The 16,342-nt window shown below is 44.2% G+C and carries 13 protein-coding genes; 12 read left to right on the top strand and 1 reads right to left on the bottom strand.

Annotation, left to right across the window (positions count from 1 at the left end):
* Window positions 1-946 precede the first annotated feature (946 nt).
* A complete protein-coding gene (gene dctP, locus Q0620_RS04590; RefSeq protein ID WP_298783388.1) occupies window positions 947-2,140 on the top strand; it encodes a TRAP transporter substrate-binding protein DctP in 1,194 nt (397 codons plus the stop codon).
* 946 nt (window positions 2,141-3,086) lie between these two features.
* Here dctP and Q0620_RS10855 read toward each other — a convergent pair.
* A complete protein-coding gene (locus Q0620_RS10855) occupies window positions 3,087-5,354 on the bottom strand; it encodes a molybdopterin-dependent oxidoreductase (protein ID WP_298028413.1) in 2,268 nt (755 codons plus the stop codon).
* A 406-nt stretch (window positions 5,355-5,760) separates the two neighbouring features.
* Between Q0620_RS10855 and Q0620_RS04575 the strand changes: the two genes are divergently transcribed.
* From Q0620_RS04575 to Q0620_RS04525, 11 genes are read left to right on the top strand one after another with little or no spacing between them, the layout of a single operon-like run.
* Window positions 5,761-6,360, top strand: a complete 600-nt coding sequence (locus tag Q0620_RS04575) for a 4Fe-4S dicluster domain-containing protein (protein ID WP_005871891.1) — start codon at window positions 5,761-5,763, stop codon at window positions 6,358-6,360.
* Window positions 6,357-8,330 carry a proton-conducting transporter membrane subunit gene (locus Q0620_RS04570; protein WP_298783387.1) on the top strand — a complete coding sequence of 658 codons (1,974 nt, stop codon included), beginning with the start codon at window positions 6,357-6,359 and terminating at the stop codon, window positions 8,328-8,330. The genes Q0620_RS04575 and Q0620_RS04570 overlap by 4 nt, the downstream gene beginning before the upstream one ends.
* A 10-nt stretch (window positions 8,331-8,340) precedes the next feature.
* Window positions 8,341-9,279 carry an NADH-quinone oxidoreductase subunit H gene (locus Q0620_RS04565; RefSeq protein ID WP_291936444.1) on the top strand — a complete coding sequence of 313 codons (939 nt, stop codon included), beginning with the start codon at window positions 8,341-8,343 and terminating at the stop codon, window positions 9,277-9,279.
* 1 nt (window position 9,280) lies between these two features.
* Complete coding sequence (gene hyfE, locus Q0620_RS04560) at window positions 9,281-9,925, top strand: hydrogenase 4 membrane subunit (protein ID WP_297916762.1); 645 nt, start codon at window positions 9,281-9,283, stop codon at window positions 9,923-9,925.
* A 2-nt stretch (window positions 9,926-9,927) separates the two neighbouring features.
* Window positions 9,928-11,409, top strand: a complete 1,482-nt coding sequence (locus Q0620_RS04555; protein ID WP_298783386.1) for a hydrogenase 4 subunit F — start codon at window positions 9,928-9,930, stop codon at window positions 11,407-11,409.
* Between the two features lie 2 nt (window positions 11,410-11,411).
* On the top strand, window positions 11,412-13,148 hold the full coding sequence (locus Q0620_RS04550) for a hydrogenase large subunit (RefSeq protein WP_005871901.1): 1,737 nt from the start codon (window positions 11,412-11,414) through the stop codon (window positions 13,146-13,148).
* Window positions 13,145-13,684 carry a formate hydrogenlyase complex iron-sulfur subunit gene (locus Q0620_RS04545; RefSeq protein ID WP_177386902.1) on the top strand — a complete coding sequence of 180 codons (540 nt, stop codon included), beginning with the start codon at window positions 13,145-13,147 and terminating at the stop codon, window positions 13,682-13,684. The genes Q0620_RS04550 and Q0620_RS04545 overlap by 4 nt, the downstream gene beginning before the upstream one ends.
* The gene (locus Q0620_RS04540; RefSeq protein WP_298783385.1) at window positions 13,681-14,505 is read left to right on the top strand and encodes an NADH-quinone oxidoreductase subunit B family protein; all 825 of its coding nucleotides are present in this window, start codon (window positions 13,681-13,683) and stop codon (window positions 14,503-14,505) included. Before Q0620_RS04545 ends, Q0620_RS04540 begins: the two co-directional genes overlap by 4 nt.
* A complete protein-coding gene (locus tag Q0620_RS04535) occupies window positions 14,502-14,846 on the top strand; it encodes a formate hydrogenlyase maturation HycH family protein (protein WP_291936431.1) in 345 nt (114 codons plus the stop codon). The genes Q0620_RS04540 and Q0620_RS04535 overlap by 4 nt, the downstream gene beginning before the upstream one ends.
* Window positions 14,846-15,298 carry a hydrogenase 3 maturation endopeptidase HyCI gene (locus Q0620_RS04530; RefSeq protein ID WP_291936428.1) on the top strand — a complete coding sequence of 151 codons (453 nt, stop codon included), beginning with the start codon at window positions 14,846-14,848 and terminating at the stop codon, window positions 15,296-15,298. The genes Q0620_RS04535 and Q0620_RS04530 overlap by 1 nt, the downstream gene beginning before the upstream one ends.
* The gene (locus tag Q0620_RS04525; RefSeq protein ID WP_005871911.1) at window positions 15,299-16,162 is read left to right on the top strand and encodes a formate/nitrite transporter family protein; all 864 of its coding nucleotides are present in this window, start codon (window positions 15,299-15,301) and stop codon (window positions 16,160-16,162) included.
* Window positions 16,163-16,342: the final 180 nt, after the last annotated feature.

The following is a 16,342-nucleotide window of genomic DNA, read 5'->3' as shown; positions in this document are numbered from 1 at the left end:
GCGAGATAAAATTTTACTAAATAGAATTTCAAAAACGCAAAATACGGAATTTTGCGGGTTTAGATTTAAAATTTTAAAATTTAAAAAGTATGTTTTGCAAATAAAATTTTAAGGCATGGCAGTTGCAGAATTTAATTTTAAAATTTTATGCTGTCAAACAAGAGCAAAATTTCAAGGCTTAGAATTTACGCTAAGAAAATTCCGCGCAATAGCAAATTTAAAATTTTAAGTGCATTTTGCGGCACGGAATTTTGCAAAAAATTTTAGACAACGCGGGGTAGCTCTGCATAAAATTCTAATCTAGGCTTTGCGCGGAATTTTGCACTCAACTAAGGCGCAAAATTCAAATATAAAGGCGCACTCTCCGCTTGCCAGTGTGGCGCGAAGATTGTGCAGATTGCGGAATTTTAAATTTAAAAGCACGATTCTGCCGTCTAAGATCAAAGAAATGGCGTAGCGTCTAAGCTTGCTGAAATGACAAAGCTCGCTTTGAAAGGAATGGAGAATTTTATCTGCAAAAGCGCAGAGATGGCATTTTAAGATACTTTTGTCATTTCTAAGAGAAAAAGATCCGCGCCAGAGGCTTTTAAGCAAACGTGCTTGATAAAATATTATCGCTAGATATGGCACAGGTGCAGGTAAGTACGCTCGAACGCGGCAAAATTAAAACTAACGTGGCGCTCTATCGTCGCAAAGCCAGGCATTGTAAAATAAAAAAGCTTGGGCAGGGCGCTAAGAAGTAAAATGTCGCGAAATAAGACATTTGCAAAGCAAGGTGCCTATAAGATGAAGCGTCGTAAAATAGAATAGCAAAGCAACGTGTCGATAAAATAGACACCGTGAAGCAGAATTTCGTAGCAGTAACGCAGGACGCGATTAAATTTTAAGCCGACGGCGCGCTAAATTTTGAAATTTTATGAATTTAAAACTTTATGAAAGGATAAAAATGAAAAAGATTTTTTTGTTTGCATGTCTCATGCTTTTGGGCTCGCAGCTTTTCGGCGACGATAAGGTTTATCGCCTAAGACTTGCTAGTACGTGGGAGGCGACTACGCCCGTTTTGGGCGCTGCTGCTGAGGATTTTAAAAACTATGCCGAAAGCCTTAGCGGTGGTAGGCTTCAGATCCGCATCGATACGCCGAGCAAGCACAAGGCAAGCTTTGGCATATTCGACTTCGTCAAAAGCGGGCAATACGATCTAGGATATACTTCGCTTTATTATTATAAAGGCAAAGACGCCAAAACTATGCTCTGGACGGCAGTGCCTTTCGGTATGACTACTGATGAGCAGCACGCGTGGTATTACTATGGTGGTGGGCGAGAGCTTAATGATAAGATGTTCGCACAATACGGCATGAAGACCTTTTTGATGGGATCTACCGGCATGCAAATGGGCGGCTGGTTTAAAAAAGAGATCAACTCGGTTGCAGATTTGCAAGGGCTTAAATTCCGCATACCGGGGCTAGGCGGAGAGGTGATGAGCAAGCTGGGCGCTACTATAAACACGGTGCCTACGGGCGAGCTATTTATGGCGTTAGAAATGGGTACTATCGACGCGGTCGAGTGGGTAAGCCCTGTCTATGATATGCCACTTGGATTTCACAAAGTGGCTAAATACTACTACACAGGCTGGCAAGAACCTATGGGAGACTGCCAGCTGCTGGTAAATCAAAAGGCGCTAGAGAAGCTGCCTGCGGATCTTCAAGCGATCTTAGAGGCTGCAGCAAGACTTGCCGGAGAGAACTTCCAAAATAAGGGCTTTTACGAAAACGCTCGCATTTGGGCGGAGCTAAAAGCGCAGTTTCCGGATGTGCAGGTGCGCGACTTCCCTGCAGACGTGATAGCCGCGCTTAAAAAAGCAACGAATGAAATCTTAGACGAAGAAGCGGCGAAAGATCCGATGTTTAAAGAGATCCTAGACAGCCAGCGCGCATTTTTGAAAATCGGTAGAGAATGGAATAAAATAAGCACCGTAGCCTACATAAATAACGTAAGCGGTATCCCGGGCGAAAGCATAGCAAATCCAATCTCCGCAAGCCCTAGCGGTACGACAAGCTCAGATTCTGCAAACAGCGAAAATCACGGCGCTGCGAGCGATTCTAACACGACGGACGGCAAAAATTTAGGTGCGACAAAGTAAAGCGGGTGCTGCGAGCGATAAAAATTAAGGCGCGACGAACAGACCGGCACAATAAGTAACTCAGGTGCGACAAGCGGCAGAAATTCTAACTACTTTTAAATAAAGTAGATGGAATTCTGCCGCAGCAGCTTTGGCACAATAACTTCAATATCAGAGCCTAGTTTCATAAATCTCATCCGCAAACAAGGCAGAAGCTTTGGCGCAATAGCTTTAACATCGCAAGCAGCGCTATCTAGTGCAGCAAAGGGCTCCCGCGTGAAAATAGAACGCCAAAAACACGCGATGAAACAAAATTCTAAAAATTGTGAATTCCAAGCACGACGGAATTCGGAATTTTAAAATCAAAATTTATGGATTTCAGACGAAGCGCGAAGCTACTCAGCTATGCCATAAATCGGCATTTGCGGCCATTATTAAGACTAAAAGCCGTGTCTAGCGCTTTAAAAAGCCTATGAGCCTTTTGCATTCATCTATCAAAATCACAAAAATCGCATTTGCGTTATTAAAATTGCAGCGCTACTTGATAATATAGGCTAATTCGCATAAAATCAGCCTGCGCGCGTTAAAATTTAATCAATAATGTAATTTGGTAAGATTCGCCGCGATAAAATAGTCTTATTATCATGCTTATCTTTAAAATTTACTCTATTATGCCGCTCTGATTAAGACTAAATTTATTAGGATTTGTTAAATCACGAATCCCCGGTCTCTGCCGTCGCATCTATTAAATGAAATAGCAGATAAATTTCTATGCCCTCTTATCGATAGTGCGACTACGAAAAGAGACGTATTTGAAGTACCGCAGAATTTATTGAATTTTTTAAATTTTTGATCTTTAAAATACTGCAAGACGGCTAGATCGCTAAAAATTTCATATTATTTGAATTGATTGTTAAAAAGTAGATTCGGAAGCATAGCCCCCGAATCTACGGATAAGATTAAATTCTTAGAATTTAATCGGATGGTGATGGAAGTCGTCGTAAACGACTTTATTGGTTTGAAACTTAATGCGCTTGAGCTCGCGGATACGCAAAAATTCCTCTTCATCAATCTTTTTAATCTGAATCGCCGCCTTAAACGTAGGCGTTTTGGCGATTAGATCCCAGCCGCCGCTGGTTAGCTCGTTGCAGCAGCTCTCCCAGTAGTGATAAGACATCTGAATGATACCATCCATTATACACTCGGTGATGTCCGCCTTGATCGCGATATAGCCGTAGCGGCTCCACGCAACGATGAAATCGCCCTGTGAAATTCCGTATCGCTCGGCAAGTTTTGGATTCATTTCAGCAATCGGTCCTATCGCGTCGCCGCCCTGCTCGACGGTCTTAGAGCGCCTAGTCATCGCGCCTCCTGCGTACTCGTAAACCTTACGCGTAGTTAGAAGCTGGATCGGGAACTCTGCATCGGTCTTCTCGTCCACGGAGCCCGCCATTACAGGATAATCTTTCGGCATATTCATACGCTTTGCGAATTCCTCTTTGGCGCTTTCGATCTTGCTCTTATCATCCACAAATAGAACTGGGACGAAATTTCCCTTGCCGTCTGGAGTGAAGAATTTCTTATCAAGATACAATGCAGGTCCGCCCATAGAATTCTCATCAGGGCACGGCCAGTGAAGTCCGTGGTATTTTTTGATGCGGTAATAGCTCATTCCGCCGTAGTTGTGCGGAGCTACCCTGCGCACCTCTTCCCAAATCTGCTCTGGAGATTGAAATGTGAAATAATCCCCTAGTCCTAGGCGTCTGGCAAGCTCGCAGATGATAGCCCAGTCTTGTCTAGCTTGTCCCGGAGGGGCAACTACAATCTCGCTATGCTGTACGCGGCGCTCGGCGTTAGCATAAGTGCCCTCCTTCTCGCCGCTGCAAGCTCCAGGAAGCACAACATCTGCTTTGCGGCTCGTCTCGGTCAAGAAAATATCTTGGATCACATACATCTCTACCTGCGAAATCGCGCGCAAGAAGTGGTTTGCGTTCGGATCGGTCATAACCGGGTTTTCGCCCATCGTCCAGAAGAATTTTACCCTACCATCAAGAATTGCGTCAGGCACTTCGGTTTTATGAATACCGATCTTGCCATTTAGATGACCTTTCGGCAAATTCCACTGGCGCTCAAACCAATCACGGGCACTTTCGTCAGTTACGGCTTTATAGCCGGTAAATACGTTAGGAAGCATTCCCATATCGCAGCAGCCTTGAACGTTTTCTTGTCCACGGATCGGTAGATCGCCGCTTCCAAGCTCGCCCACATTGCCCGTTACAAGCATTAAATTTGAAATGTCGCAGACCGCGCCCACGCCGTGGTTGAAGTGAGTTACACCCATTCCGTGCGTGATAACCGCAGGTCGCGTAGTAGCGTAAATTCTAGCCGCTTTTCTAATATCCTCGGCGTTTAGCCTAGTGTATTTGGCTACGGCTTCAGGCGAATAATCCTTAACCGCCTCTTTTACATATTCAAAACCCTTGGTGTATTTCTCAACGAATTCGTGATTTACCAAATCCTCGTCGATAATAGCATGGATTAAAGCGTTTATAACCGGGATATTGTGCTCCGGCTCAAGCTGGAGGTGGATATCTGCGCGATTTGCAAATTCCGTCTTAACCGGGTCAATGACGATGAGTTTGGCGCCTCTGTTTAATGCTCTTTGAACGTGCATAGCTACGATCGGGTGACCATTTTCCGGGTTTGAGCCGATCATCATAATGCAGTTGCTGTGAGTTCCGATCTCCGTGAAGCTATTTGTAGCTGCTCCGTTACCGATTGTTTTGGCAAGACCTGCCACAGTCGGAGCGTGTCAAATGCGCGCGCAGTGATCGATATTATTCGTACCTAAAATTCTAAGTAGCTTCTGCGCTACGTAGTTATCCTCATGCGTACAGCGTGCGGAATAGTTTCCGGCTATCGCGTCGGCGCCGTATTTTTCTTTAACTTCGAGCATCTTTTTGGCAACCAAATCAAGCGCTTCGTCCCAGCTAGCCTCGACCAAATCGCCGTCTTTACTAAATTTGCCATTCTTTTTACGAATTAGCGGAGTAGTAAGTCTATCTCTAGAGCCTACGTAATTCCATCCGTAATAACCTTTCAAACATAAACAACCTTGATTTACGGGGTTGTCGCTTACGCCGGTTGCGGATTTGATATAATTGTCTTCCGCAGTCAGCTCGATTTGACAGCCTGTGCCACAATAAGGGCATATGACCTTGCCTTTATTCGCCATATTTTCTCCTTTCGAAAATACTAAACATGCAAAATTACCATATATGCAATTTCGGCACAATTATATAAATTCTTACCTAAAATAAAATTGAAATTTTGCCTTAAGCTAAAAGAATTTTTTCAATTATAATTAGGAGTAAGTTGGGGTAATTTAAGTAGTAATTTAAGTAGTAATTTAAATTTTAAAATATACTTTAATACTGATATACTAGACTTTTAAAGCAAATAATCAACGGACCTGTTTAAAAAAGAAATTAGTTTTTAAATTTAAGCTTTGAAAGCAAATTTATCAAATAAATTCCAAATATCGTCAGATAAATGACGGAATTTTTTTACGGACTTAAATATAATTACACCAAAATTTTTAGTAAAAAATTTTTAAAATTCCTTAAGTCAAGGAGAAAGGTATGAAACAACATAAATTTGTAATCTGCGATTACAAACGATGTATCGGTTGCACGACGTGCATGGCGGCCTGTTACTCAAGTGCCTACGAGCGCGGCAAGCTTGCTAAATCGCGACTTACCGTGCTTAGACAGGCTTACGGCGTTATGCCTACGCAGTGCAGGCAGTGCGATGACGGACCATGCGCAAACGTCTGCCCTACCGGTGCGCTTCGCTTCGATAATAACTATATCGAATTGCACGAAGAAATTTGCATCGGATGCAAGATGTGTACGCTCGCCTGTCCTTATGGCGCGATCAGCTCGAATGCCGAGCTTATGCCGTCAGTAAATTATGCGGTCGAGCCGAAGTATTATCTCGAGATCGAAAGCCAAGCGGGCGCCAAAAGCACCGCCATCAAATGCGATCTATGCAACGGACGCGAGAACGGTCCTGCATGCGTCGAGGTTTGCCCAACTAGCGCTATCATTATGATAGATCCTAAAGAAGGTAAGCATAAATTGGGCTTTGCGATAGACTACGATGCGGCTAATGCTTTTGCAAAAGACGTGTTAAACGGCGAAATCAGTTGCGTCGCCAAAAAAGAAGGAGGCGCAAAATGATAAGCGTCTATACTTTATTTATCGTCAGTGCAGTAATTAGTATCCTTTTATACTGCGCTCCAAAAACTGCCGTTAAGGTGGGATTTGGATTAGGTGCTATCAGCTGTTTTTATGCGATGTGTCATTTCGTAGCCAATATGGGCGTAAGCGATAGCTTCGTTTTGGGTGGCACTTTCTTATATGCGCCAAAATTTGCTTTAAGCCCGCTTGGAAATTTCTTCAGCTTCGTAGTCGTTTTTATAGGCTTTGCAAGCAGCGTTTACGGTATGAGCTACGCCAAGGAATATATCGGAAAAGCAAATATTGGCGTTTTTGCATGTTTATTTAATACCTTCATCTTATCTATGCTTTTAGTCATCAGTGCGGATAATGTATTTTGCTTCGCTGTTTTATGGGAGCTTATGACGTTAATTTCGTCATTTCTAATCATAGTAAACGATGGCAAAGGCACGCTCAAAGCTGTTATGGTATATCTAGGTATAGCGCAGATCGGTGCATTTTGTATCACCTGTGGATTACTTATCATTGCAAACTACGCAGGCAGCTTTGAATTTGCGAAGTGGGGAAACGTAAATATGCCGATGGGTGCTTCCGTAGCAGCATTCATCTTGTTTTTGGTCGGCTTCGGCTCAAAAGCTGGAATGTGGCCTTTTCACGTTTGGCTACCGCAAGCTCACCCTGCGGCTCCATCAAATGTCTCTGCGCTAATGAGCGGCGTTATGATTAAAGTAGCGCTCTTTACCCTTGTTAAATTTACACTATTTTTACCGCTAAGTATCTATTTTGGGCTTGCAGTTTTGATCCTAGGAGCAGCCAGCTCGCTTTTTGGCGTTTTATACGCGTTGTGCCAGCACGACTTTAAAGCACTTCTTGCGTACCACTCGGTTGAAAATATCGGCATTATCTTGCTGGGTCTTGGCACTGGAATTTACGGCGTCGCAGCGGGCAATGTAACACTAGCCGCAGTCGGATTTTTAGCAGGCTGCTACCACGTAGTAAATCACGCGATATTCAAAGGCTTGCTATTCTTATGTGCAGGCTCTGTAATCCACGCTACTCATACGCAGAATATGGACGTGCTAGGAGGACTAGCTAAAAAAATGCCTCTAACTGCCGTCGGTATGTTTATCGGTATCATGGGTATCGCAGCACTTCCTCCGGTAAACGGCTTCGTTTCAGAGTGGTTTACCTATCAAGGAATGCTTCAAGGTGCTAAGGAAAGCGGAATTTTCATTAGATATGCCTTCTCTTTAGCAGTGGTCGCTCTTGCACTTACCGGCGTTTTGGTCGGTATGCACCTTAAGCTATATGCGGTAATCTTCGCAGGAACCCCAAGGGATGAAAAAATTTGGGAAAATGCAAAAGAAAGCCCATTAGGAATGGTTTTAGGAATGATCATTTTGATGATAGGTTGCGTGGGATTTGGCGTAGGCGCACACTTCATAGTCGATTACATCATGCAAGCGGTAAATTCTATCACTTCCAATAGAGAATTTGTCGCAAGCCTAGGTGCTTCGTCAATCACTTCGCCTTTGGGAAGTATCGTTTCAACTCCTCTTATTGCAGTGATTTTGTGTTCTACAATGCTGCTTCCGTTTATCATCCTAGCGGTTATGAAAGCAAATCGTGACAAACCTCGCGAGACAGATCCTTGGGCGTGCGGCTTTAAATATAGCCCTCGCATGCAGATGACCGGCGGTCCTTTTACCGGCGATTTAAGAAAGATTATGGACTGGTTATTTAGAGGTCATAAACGCAGAATAGAGCAAAACGGCTACTTCGGACCGATCGAGTATCACAACCACCCACAAGACATTTGGTGGACGATGATTTATCAACCGGTAATCGATTGGAGTAAGAAGATCGCCGATAAGATAGGAATTATTCAAAGCGGCTATGCAAATTTATATACGCTTTACATCCTAATCTATCTTTGCGCGATACTGGGCGTCGGATATTTCTTGATCTAGGAGGTTTAAGATGCAGACTATACAAACTATATTTTTAATGATATTTCAAGTCGCGGTTATCGTCCTAGTCGCTCCACTCTTCGACGGTATGGCGAGAAAACTTCGAGCCAAACTTCAGTCGAAACAAGGAAGCGATTTTTTCCAGACTTACCGCGATATTATTAAGCTTTTTAAGCGCGGCAGAACCGTTCCTGCGTGCAGCCACTGGGTATTTAGATGGGCGCCGTTTTTCCTATTCGCTACTTCGGCAGCGATTTTGGCGGCTATTCCTATTACATACAGCGATCCAACCACCGATAAAATTTTCGGAGCATATTCGGATATTTTCGTTATCCTATATCTAGGCGCGCTTTTGCGCTTCGTATTCGGTGCGGCTTCAATAGATAGTGGTAACCCGTTTGCCGCAACCGGCGGCGGACGCGAGCAGATGCTTGCCGTTTTTGTCGAACCTGTGATGATGATGTGCCTAATCGTAGTAATGATGGCTGCGGGAACTTCAAATTTAGTTGAGATTCAGGGGATGGTACGCAGCGGTCAGATCGGCTATCAAATTCCAAGCTTTGCCGTCGCCTCGATTGCGTTTTTATGGTGCATGTATGTCGAGACCGGCAGAAAGCCATTTGATCTTGCCGAAGCCGAGCAAGAGCTTCAAGAAGGTCTACTTGGCGAATATGCAGGCAGCGATCTAGGCTTAGTGCAAGCGGCGCTTATTTTGAAGCAATTTGCGATGATCGGATTATTCCTAACGATATTTGAGCCGTGGAATTTTAGCAATCCGTTTTTGGCGATCATAATCTTTGTGCTAAAAACTGGCGTATTTTACGTAGCAGCCGTTTTCATCGACAACTTTGGACCACGCTTCAGAATGACTTCGAGCATGCGCAAAATTTCATGCGGCGCTCTTGCCATTGCTTTTGCGGCATTAACGCTTTACGTAGTAGGATTTTAAGATGAATAGTATCGATATTTTAGCAATTTGTATGATCGTAACGTCACTTGCGGTATTCGGACTTAGAAATTTAAAACTTTCGATCGGAATTTACGCGATTCAGACGCTACTTTTGGTAAGCATATTTTTTATGCTGTATTCTAACTTCAATGCGCCGCAGCTTAGAATTTGGGCGATAGTGGCGTTTTTTACGAAGGTTATTTTCGTGCCAGGAATTTTATTTTGGCTAGTTAAAAAGCTGGATGTGATCAGCGAGGATGAGCCGGTAGGCGGCTTTTTCGTAAGCCCCGTTATTGCGATGGGATTTTCGCTAGCGATTGCGATGACAATCAATCCGATCTTGCTTAAATTCTCTCTTATTCAAGAAAGAATCGTTCTAATAGCGGCGGTAACCGTATTTATGATGGGAATTTTCGGCTTCATGCTAAGAAATTCTTTCATCAAGCAAATTCTAGCCTACTGCCTCTTTGAAAACGGCATCCACCTAAGCCTTGCACTTATGGCTTACAACTCTCACGAGCTAGTCGAGCTTGGAATTTTAACCGATGCAATCTTTGCGGTTATTATTATGAGCATTTTGGCGGTTAGATTTTACAAAGCTTATGACGGGCTTGATACGTCTAAAGCTTCGAATTTAAGGGGTTAATGATGAATAGTTTAGCTTTTATATTAATTTTTCCGTTGCTCGGAGCGCTGATATTATTCTTATGCCCTAAGAATTTCAAGCTCCTAAGCTCGCTACACGTTTTGATTTCTGCAGTTACATCCGCAGGGCTACTCTGTAACGTAGGCAAGCTTATCAGCGGCAACTTCGAGGCTTTTTACGCATACGATAAATTTCTATTCCTAGACAGCCTCGGCTGTGTATTTTTAGTGCTGATTGCAGTAACGGGCTTTTTGGTAAATTTATACTCCACCACCTATATGAAATGGGAGATACAGGGCGGTCATTTGGATCTTAGCGATCTTAGAAAATACTACGCGCTCTGCCACGTTTTCGTTTTTACGATGACGCTTAGCGTTATCTGCAACAACGTCGCGTTTATGTGGGCTGCGGTAGAGGCTACTACGTTAGCATCGGTATTTTTGGTCGCTATTCATAAAGATAAAAAATCTACCGAGAGCGGTTACAAATATATTGTTATCTGTTCGATCGGTCTAGCATTTGCGCTTTATGCGACGGTTTTACTATATGCGGCTACATTCAAAATCACAGGCGACGGCGAAGCTTCAATGCTTTGGACTAGCATTATGGATCACGCTAAAGACTTAAACAAAGATGCCGCTAAGCTTATCTTTATATTCGCTCTAATAGGCTTTGGAACCAAAGCAGGACTTGCTCCTACTCACACTTGGCTTCCTGACGTTCACGCAGAAGGTCCGGCTCCTATTTCAGCACTACTTTCGGGTGTGCTTTTAAAATGTGCGATGCTAGCGATATTTAGATATTACGCGGTAAGCGCCGAAGCGGTAGGGCCAGACTTCGTTAAGCACGTGATGCTGATCTCGGGCACGATCACGCTATTTATAGCAGGAATTTTCCTCGTTCGTCAGCACGACGTAAAGAGGATGTTTGCTTACCACTCAGTCGTTCATATGGGTGTTATTGCATTTGCACTAGGTATCGGCGGATATTTTGGCTTGCTTGCCGCAATCTTTCACTGCTTAGCTCACAGCTTTACCAAGGCTCTTGCATTCTGCTCTACTGGCAATATTGCTAGAATTTATGGTCACAAAGATATGACTAGAATGGGCGGTATGGTAAAAATCGCTCCGCTTACTACGATAATGTTTGGTGCTGCGGTTTGCTCGCTCGTAGGTGTTCCTGCGTTTGCGATCTTTGTAAGCGAATTTAACGTTTTCAAAGGCGCGATAGCCAGCGGTCAATACATAGCCGTAGCATTATTTGCGATCGCGCTCGTAATTATTTTCATCGCGGACTTCGCGCACTTTAATCTAGCGAGCTTCGGTACGCCTAAAGGTGAAGTGGTTTACGCTAAAGAGATGAGCTTGTTTGAAAATTTACCGCTAATCTTGCTTTGCGCTTTAGTGATAATTTTCGGCGTATGGCACGTAGGTGATTTTTGGATGCTAGTCGAAAACGGCGTTAGAATAATGATGAGAGGTTAAAAATGAGAGGCGATAAATTTATAGAAATTTTAAAGACTAAAGTCAAGGTCTTAGAAGTTACCCGCCAAGCCGAGGATCAAATCACCGTTTTAGTGGATAGAAATGATCTACCGCTTGCAGTTAAGACGCTATATTATGACATCGGCGGTTTTATCAGCACGATGATCCCTAACGATGAGCGCGAGCTAAACGGAAATTTCGCACTTTACTATGCGATATCTATGGAAGGTGGCAAGATGACCGAAGCGGAGGATTTTGCCGCAGAGGATAAATGCTTCATCACCGTTAGGACGCTAATTCCCGGATCGGATCCTACATTCCCGTCAGTTACTCCTTTAGTGCCTGCTTGCGTATGGTACGAAAGAGAAGCTTTCGACATGTTCGGCTTAATCGCCGAAGGCTTGCCTGATAAACGTCGTTTGGTGTTAAGCGACGATTGGCCCGATGGGCTTCATCCGCTTCGCAAAGACGCAATGGACTATCGCTATAGGCCCGATCCTGTAGATCATAAAGACGAGCCCAATGCAGAGTTTTTATTTCCTAGCGGTGATGGCGTAGTGGATGTTCCACTTGGACCTCTTCACGTAACGAGCGATGAGCCGGGACACTTCAGACTATTTTGCGACGGCGATGAGATTATCGATGCAGACTACCGCTTGTTTTATCAACACCGCGGTATGGAGAAGCTAGCTGAAAACCGAATGAATTACGATCAGATGGGCTACCTTGCAGAGCGCGTCTGCGGAATTTGCGGCTACGCTCACGCGATTGCGTGTATTGAAGCAGCAGAGAAAGCTATCAAGCTTGAAATTCCGCTTCGTGCGCAAGCTATCCGCGTCATCTGCCTTGAGATCGAGCGCCTTCACAGCCATCTTTTAAATATCGGTCTAGCCTGCGAGGTAACGGGCAACTACAACGCTTTCATGCATATCTTTAGAGTGCGCGAGTACTCTATGGAGCTAGCCCAGCTCGTAACTGGCGGTCGCAAAACTTACGGCAATGTAATTATGGGCGGACTTCGCCGTGATATGACCGATAATGAAATTCGCAAGAGCATCGAGATCATCAATAAGCTCGACGTTCAAATTTCTGAAATTTGGGACGCCGTTATGGAGGATAAACGCCAAATCGGTCGCTGGAAAGGTGTGGGCGTATTAGATCGCAAAGTGGCGCGTGATTTTAGCCCGGTAGGTCCGAATATGAGAGCTTCCGGTTTTAAACGCGACAACCGCTACGATCACCCTTATGATTTCTTCAACAAGATAGAATTCGAAGTAGCCGTAGAGCACGGTGGCGATGTATTCAGTCGCGAAGTCGTAAGATATAAAGAGCTCAAACAATCGATCCACATCATCAGGCAGTGCTTGCATCAAATGCCGCAAACTCCGATAATGATCGATCCACAGACTATGATCAGACCGGAAAACTACGCTTTAGGTCACGACGAAGCACCGCGCGGCGAAAATGTCCACTGGATCATGCAAGGCAACGCACAGAAGGTTTACCGCTGGAGATGTCGCGCCGCTACGTATAATAACTGGCCGAGCTTACGATTTCAATTCCGCGGAAATAACATCTCCGATGCGGCTCTAATCGTATGTTCGATGGATCCGTGCTACTCATGCACCGAGCGCGTAACTTTAGTCGATATTAATAGCGGAAAGAGTAAAATTCTAACCGAAAAAGACCTTAAGAAATTTTGCCAAGACGGCAAGGTTAGCAAAAAGGATTTAAGATGATGAAATTATTCGACATTACCGAAAAATATGGTAAGGCGACCTATGCTTATCCGTTTGAGCCATACATCGTGCCCGAGAATTTTCGCGGGCAGCCTGAATACACCTATGAGCTTTGCATAGGCTGTGCTGCATGCGGTATCGCCTGCCCATCCAATGCGATCGAGCTTAAGATGAACGAAGCCCAAACCAAACTTATTTGGGAATTTGACTGCGGGCGCTGCATATTTTGCGGTCGCTGCGACGAGGTATGCCCTACGGGAGCGGTAAGGCTAGGCAATAGCTTTGAGCTAGCGGTAAAATTTGATAAAAGCGCGCTTATCCAACACGGCGAGCTTGAGATGGAAAAATGCAGCTGCTGCGGCAAGCCGATGACCCCAAAAAGGCTCATCAACTACACGCTAGAAAAGCTAAGTACTGCAAATTTGCTTCCAGGCAGATTAGAAGAAGCTAAAAAGTACCTCTATATCTGTCCTGAATGCAAAAAAGCTCAAGCGGTAGAAAGAGTGACCAAAGGTATAGAGGAGGCAATAAAATGAGTTTGTATCAAGTCCCCGAAAATATTAAAAATGCAAACGATCTAACTGCAAAATTGGAGCTTTTGAAAAATATCAAACGAAGCTTCAGCGTTTATCGTATCGACTGCGGAAGTTGCAATGGCTGTGAAATCGAAATTTTTGCTTCCATCACGCCGATGTGGGATCCGGAGCGCTTCGGATTTAAACTCGTAGCTAACCCTCGCCACGCAGATATCTTAGTCTGCACCGGTCCGGTTACCCGCCAGATGTATTATCCGCTGCTTCGCGCTTATGAGGCTGCACCTGATCCAAAGATCGTAGTAGCTCTCGGAGCCTGCGGAAGCACTGGTGGAATTTTTCATGACGCATATAGCGTATGGAGTGGTATCGATAAGATTGTACCGGTAGATGTATATATCCCCGGCTGCCCTCCGCATCCTGCTAGCATCATCTATGGTCTTGGCATGGCGCTTGGCATCATCGATCAAAAGCTTCAAAAGAAGAGCTACGAGCAAGATAACACTCTTCCGCCACCGGTTAAGAGTTCAGTTATCGGCGATATTTTATTCGAGCGCGATCTGCAAGCTGAAGCTAAGAGGCTGATGAGCTATATTTTCGGAAGAGTTTTATTTGCAAAATATATGGATGCGATCAAAACCTCATCTGACGTTCACGATCCAAAAGCTTCTCGCGAGGCTCTACTTAACGCTATCCATACCGAAGAGGATCCTAGGTACGCGGAGTGCATGGCACTATTGCACAATGACGTATATCTAAAATACGCCCGCGCTACGGAGGAATTTAAGATCGATCCGCAAAAAGAGGTCTGGAGCAAACGATGATTGAGGTTTTTAAGCTTACAAAGCGGCATATGGACGAAAACGAAAATTTACCCAAAGAACTAAAGGATATCAAGGTTTTTTCCACCTGCGTCGGTCACGGCGTAGGTACGATAGATTTTAGCGAAAAGGTACTTGAGATAGACGATGAAGAATTTAAACGCATCGTCGAAAACTCGGGCGACTACGTTAAATTTAAGATCGGTAACCTAAGCAAGTATTTCGAGATTGAAATTTTTGCCGAGCACGCAGCTAAGCTAATCCCTCAGCTTTGCGAATGTGAGCTTAAAGATCTGCTAAAAAATATGCGCGAAGGATATTTCGTGCTAAGGAAGGATTTTTGATGCGAAAGGCGTTGCTTTGTATCGGCAATCCCCTTCGCGGCGACGACGACGTGGGCAATGAAACGGGGCGAATAGTCGAGGCAAACTTAAAAGATTGGCGCGTTTTTTATGGGCAGGATGTGCCCGAAAACGAATTTGCAGCCCTTAGGGAATTTGCCCCTGAAATTCTAATCGTAGTAGATGCGATGAGCGGCTTTGATGAGGATAAGATAGAATTTTTCGACCTCAGCAACGATCGCGACTATATCTACTCGACGCATAACCTGCCTACGCCAGTGCTTCTAAGCTATCTGCGCAAAATTTGCCCAAAGACATTGTTTTTGGGCATTAGCGTGCTGCTAGATAACGTCCTTGATTTTAAAGAAGGACTGAGCGAGAGCGCAAAAAAAAGTGCGCAAAAAGCTTATGAGCGTATCTTAGAAATTGATTCAAATTTAAATGAGGAGGAGTAAATGTTAAATCCTGCAGAAACCGCGCAAGCGGTGTCTAGTTCGATGCAACACAAGGCGCATACCCCGCTAATTAGCATAATTTTTCTAGCTATAATGGCGGGCGCTGCAATCGCTATGGGCGATATTTTCTGGGCTCACTCGACCGTCGGAATGGCTGAAAAGCAATCTATTGGCTTATCGAATTTCATCGGCGGTATTACCTTTAGCTGCGGTCTGATGATGGTGGTTTTTTACGGTGGGCATCTATTTACCAGCTCGGTTTTAACGGGCGTACCTGCCGCCGATGGCAAATTACCGCTAGGTAAAACTATCGGCTATTGGGCTATCGTTTGGTGCTTTAACTTTGTAGGTGGCGCGTTAATCGCGTATATGTATTATTACTCAGGACTTCCGCTTAAATATGATGGCTACATCTTGCAGCACTTCATTCCTGCAGCAGCAGGCAAAATAAACGCACCTTTTCATGAGCTATTCATCCGCGGAATTTTTTGTAACGTGTTTGTATGTATGTCTATCTGGACTGCGACCAGCGAGAGCAATCTATCGGGTAAATTCTTTGCAATTATGTGGATGATCGGCGCATTCGTAGCTTGCTCGATGGAACACTGCGTTGCAAATATGTTTATCCTAACTGAAGGCATCATCGCTAAAGGCCACTACCTTGCGGCTGCAGGTGGCGATGTAAACGCTCTTGCAAGCTCGCTTCACGGTGTAACGGCAGCTCAAATAGATTCAATAAACTGGGGAAATTTCATCGTTAAAAATATGATCCCAGTTACGCTAGGCAACATCTGCGGCGGTCTATTTTTCGTAGGCTTGGTAGGATTTATGGTAAATAAATACGATATGAAAAAGAAGGACTAATCTATCGCGCTTCAGCACGATATAAACAAAATACGGCGCGGCACTTTGCCGCGCATTTTTAATTTCTAAAATTTTAAAAATTCTCATACATAAAATTTCGCTCGATCCAAAATTTTAAATTCCATTGCAATACATAAAATTCCAACTAGATTCAAAATTTTAAATTCCATAGCTTGCCGC

The sequence above is a fragment of the uncultured Campylobacter sp. genome (assembly GCF_938017615.1).
GTDB lineage: Bacteria > Campylobacterota > Campylobacteria > Campylobacterales > Campylobacteraceae > Campylobacter_B.
This window is presented reverse-complemented; position numbering and strand designations above follow the sequence as displayed.

Excerpts from the sequence above, each read along its gene's own strand:
- dctP (WP_298783388.1), top strand. The coding sequence starts at position 947 with ATGAAAAAGATTTTTTTGTTTGCATGTCTCATGCTTTTGGGCTCGCAG.
- Q0620_RS04575 (WP_005871891.1), top strand. The coding sequence starts at position 5,761 with ATGAAACAACATAAATTTGTAATCTGCGATTACAAACGATGTATCGGT.
- Q0620_RS04570 (WP_298783387.1), top strand. The coding sequence starts at position 6,357 with ATGATAAGCGTCTATACTTTATTTATCGTCAGTGCAGTAATTAGTATC.
- Q0620_RS04565 (WP_291936444.1), top strand. The coding sequence starts at position 8,341 with ATGCAGACTATACAAACTATATTTTTAATGATATTTCAAGTCGCGGTT.
- hyfE (WP_297916762.1), top strand. The coding sequence starts at position 9,281 with ATGAATAGTATCGATATTTTAGCAATTTGTATGATCGTAACGTCACTT.
- Q0620_RS04555 (WP_298783386.1), top strand. The coding sequence starts at position 9,928 with ATGAATAGTTTAGCTTTTATATTAATTTTTCCGTTGCTCGGAGCGCTG.
- Q0620_RS04550 (WP_005871901.1), top strand. The coding sequence starts at position 11,412 with ATGAGAGGCGATAAATTTATAGAAATTTTAAAGACTAAAGTCAAGGTC.
- Q0620_RS04545 (WP_177386902.1), top strand. The coding sequence starts at position 13,145 with ATGATGAAATTATTCGACATTACCGAAAAATATGGTAAGGCGACCTAT.
- Q0620_RS04540 (WP_298783385.1), top strand. The coding sequence starts at position 13,681 with ATGAGTTTGTATCAAGTCCCCGAAAATATTAAAAATGCAAACGATCTA.
- Q0620_RS04535 (WP_291936431.1), top strand. The coding sequence starts at position 14,502 with ATGATTGAGGTTTTTAAGCTTACAAAGCGGCATATGGACGAAAACGAA.
- Q0620_RS04530 (WP_291936428.1), top strand. The coding sequence starts at position 14,846 with ATGCGAAAGGCGTTGCTTTGTATCGGCAATCCCCTTCGCGGCGACGAC.
- Q0620_RS04525 (WP_005871911.1), top strand. The coding sequence starts at position 15,299 with ATGTTAAATCCTGCAGAAACCGCGCAAGCGGTGTCTAGTTCGATGCAA.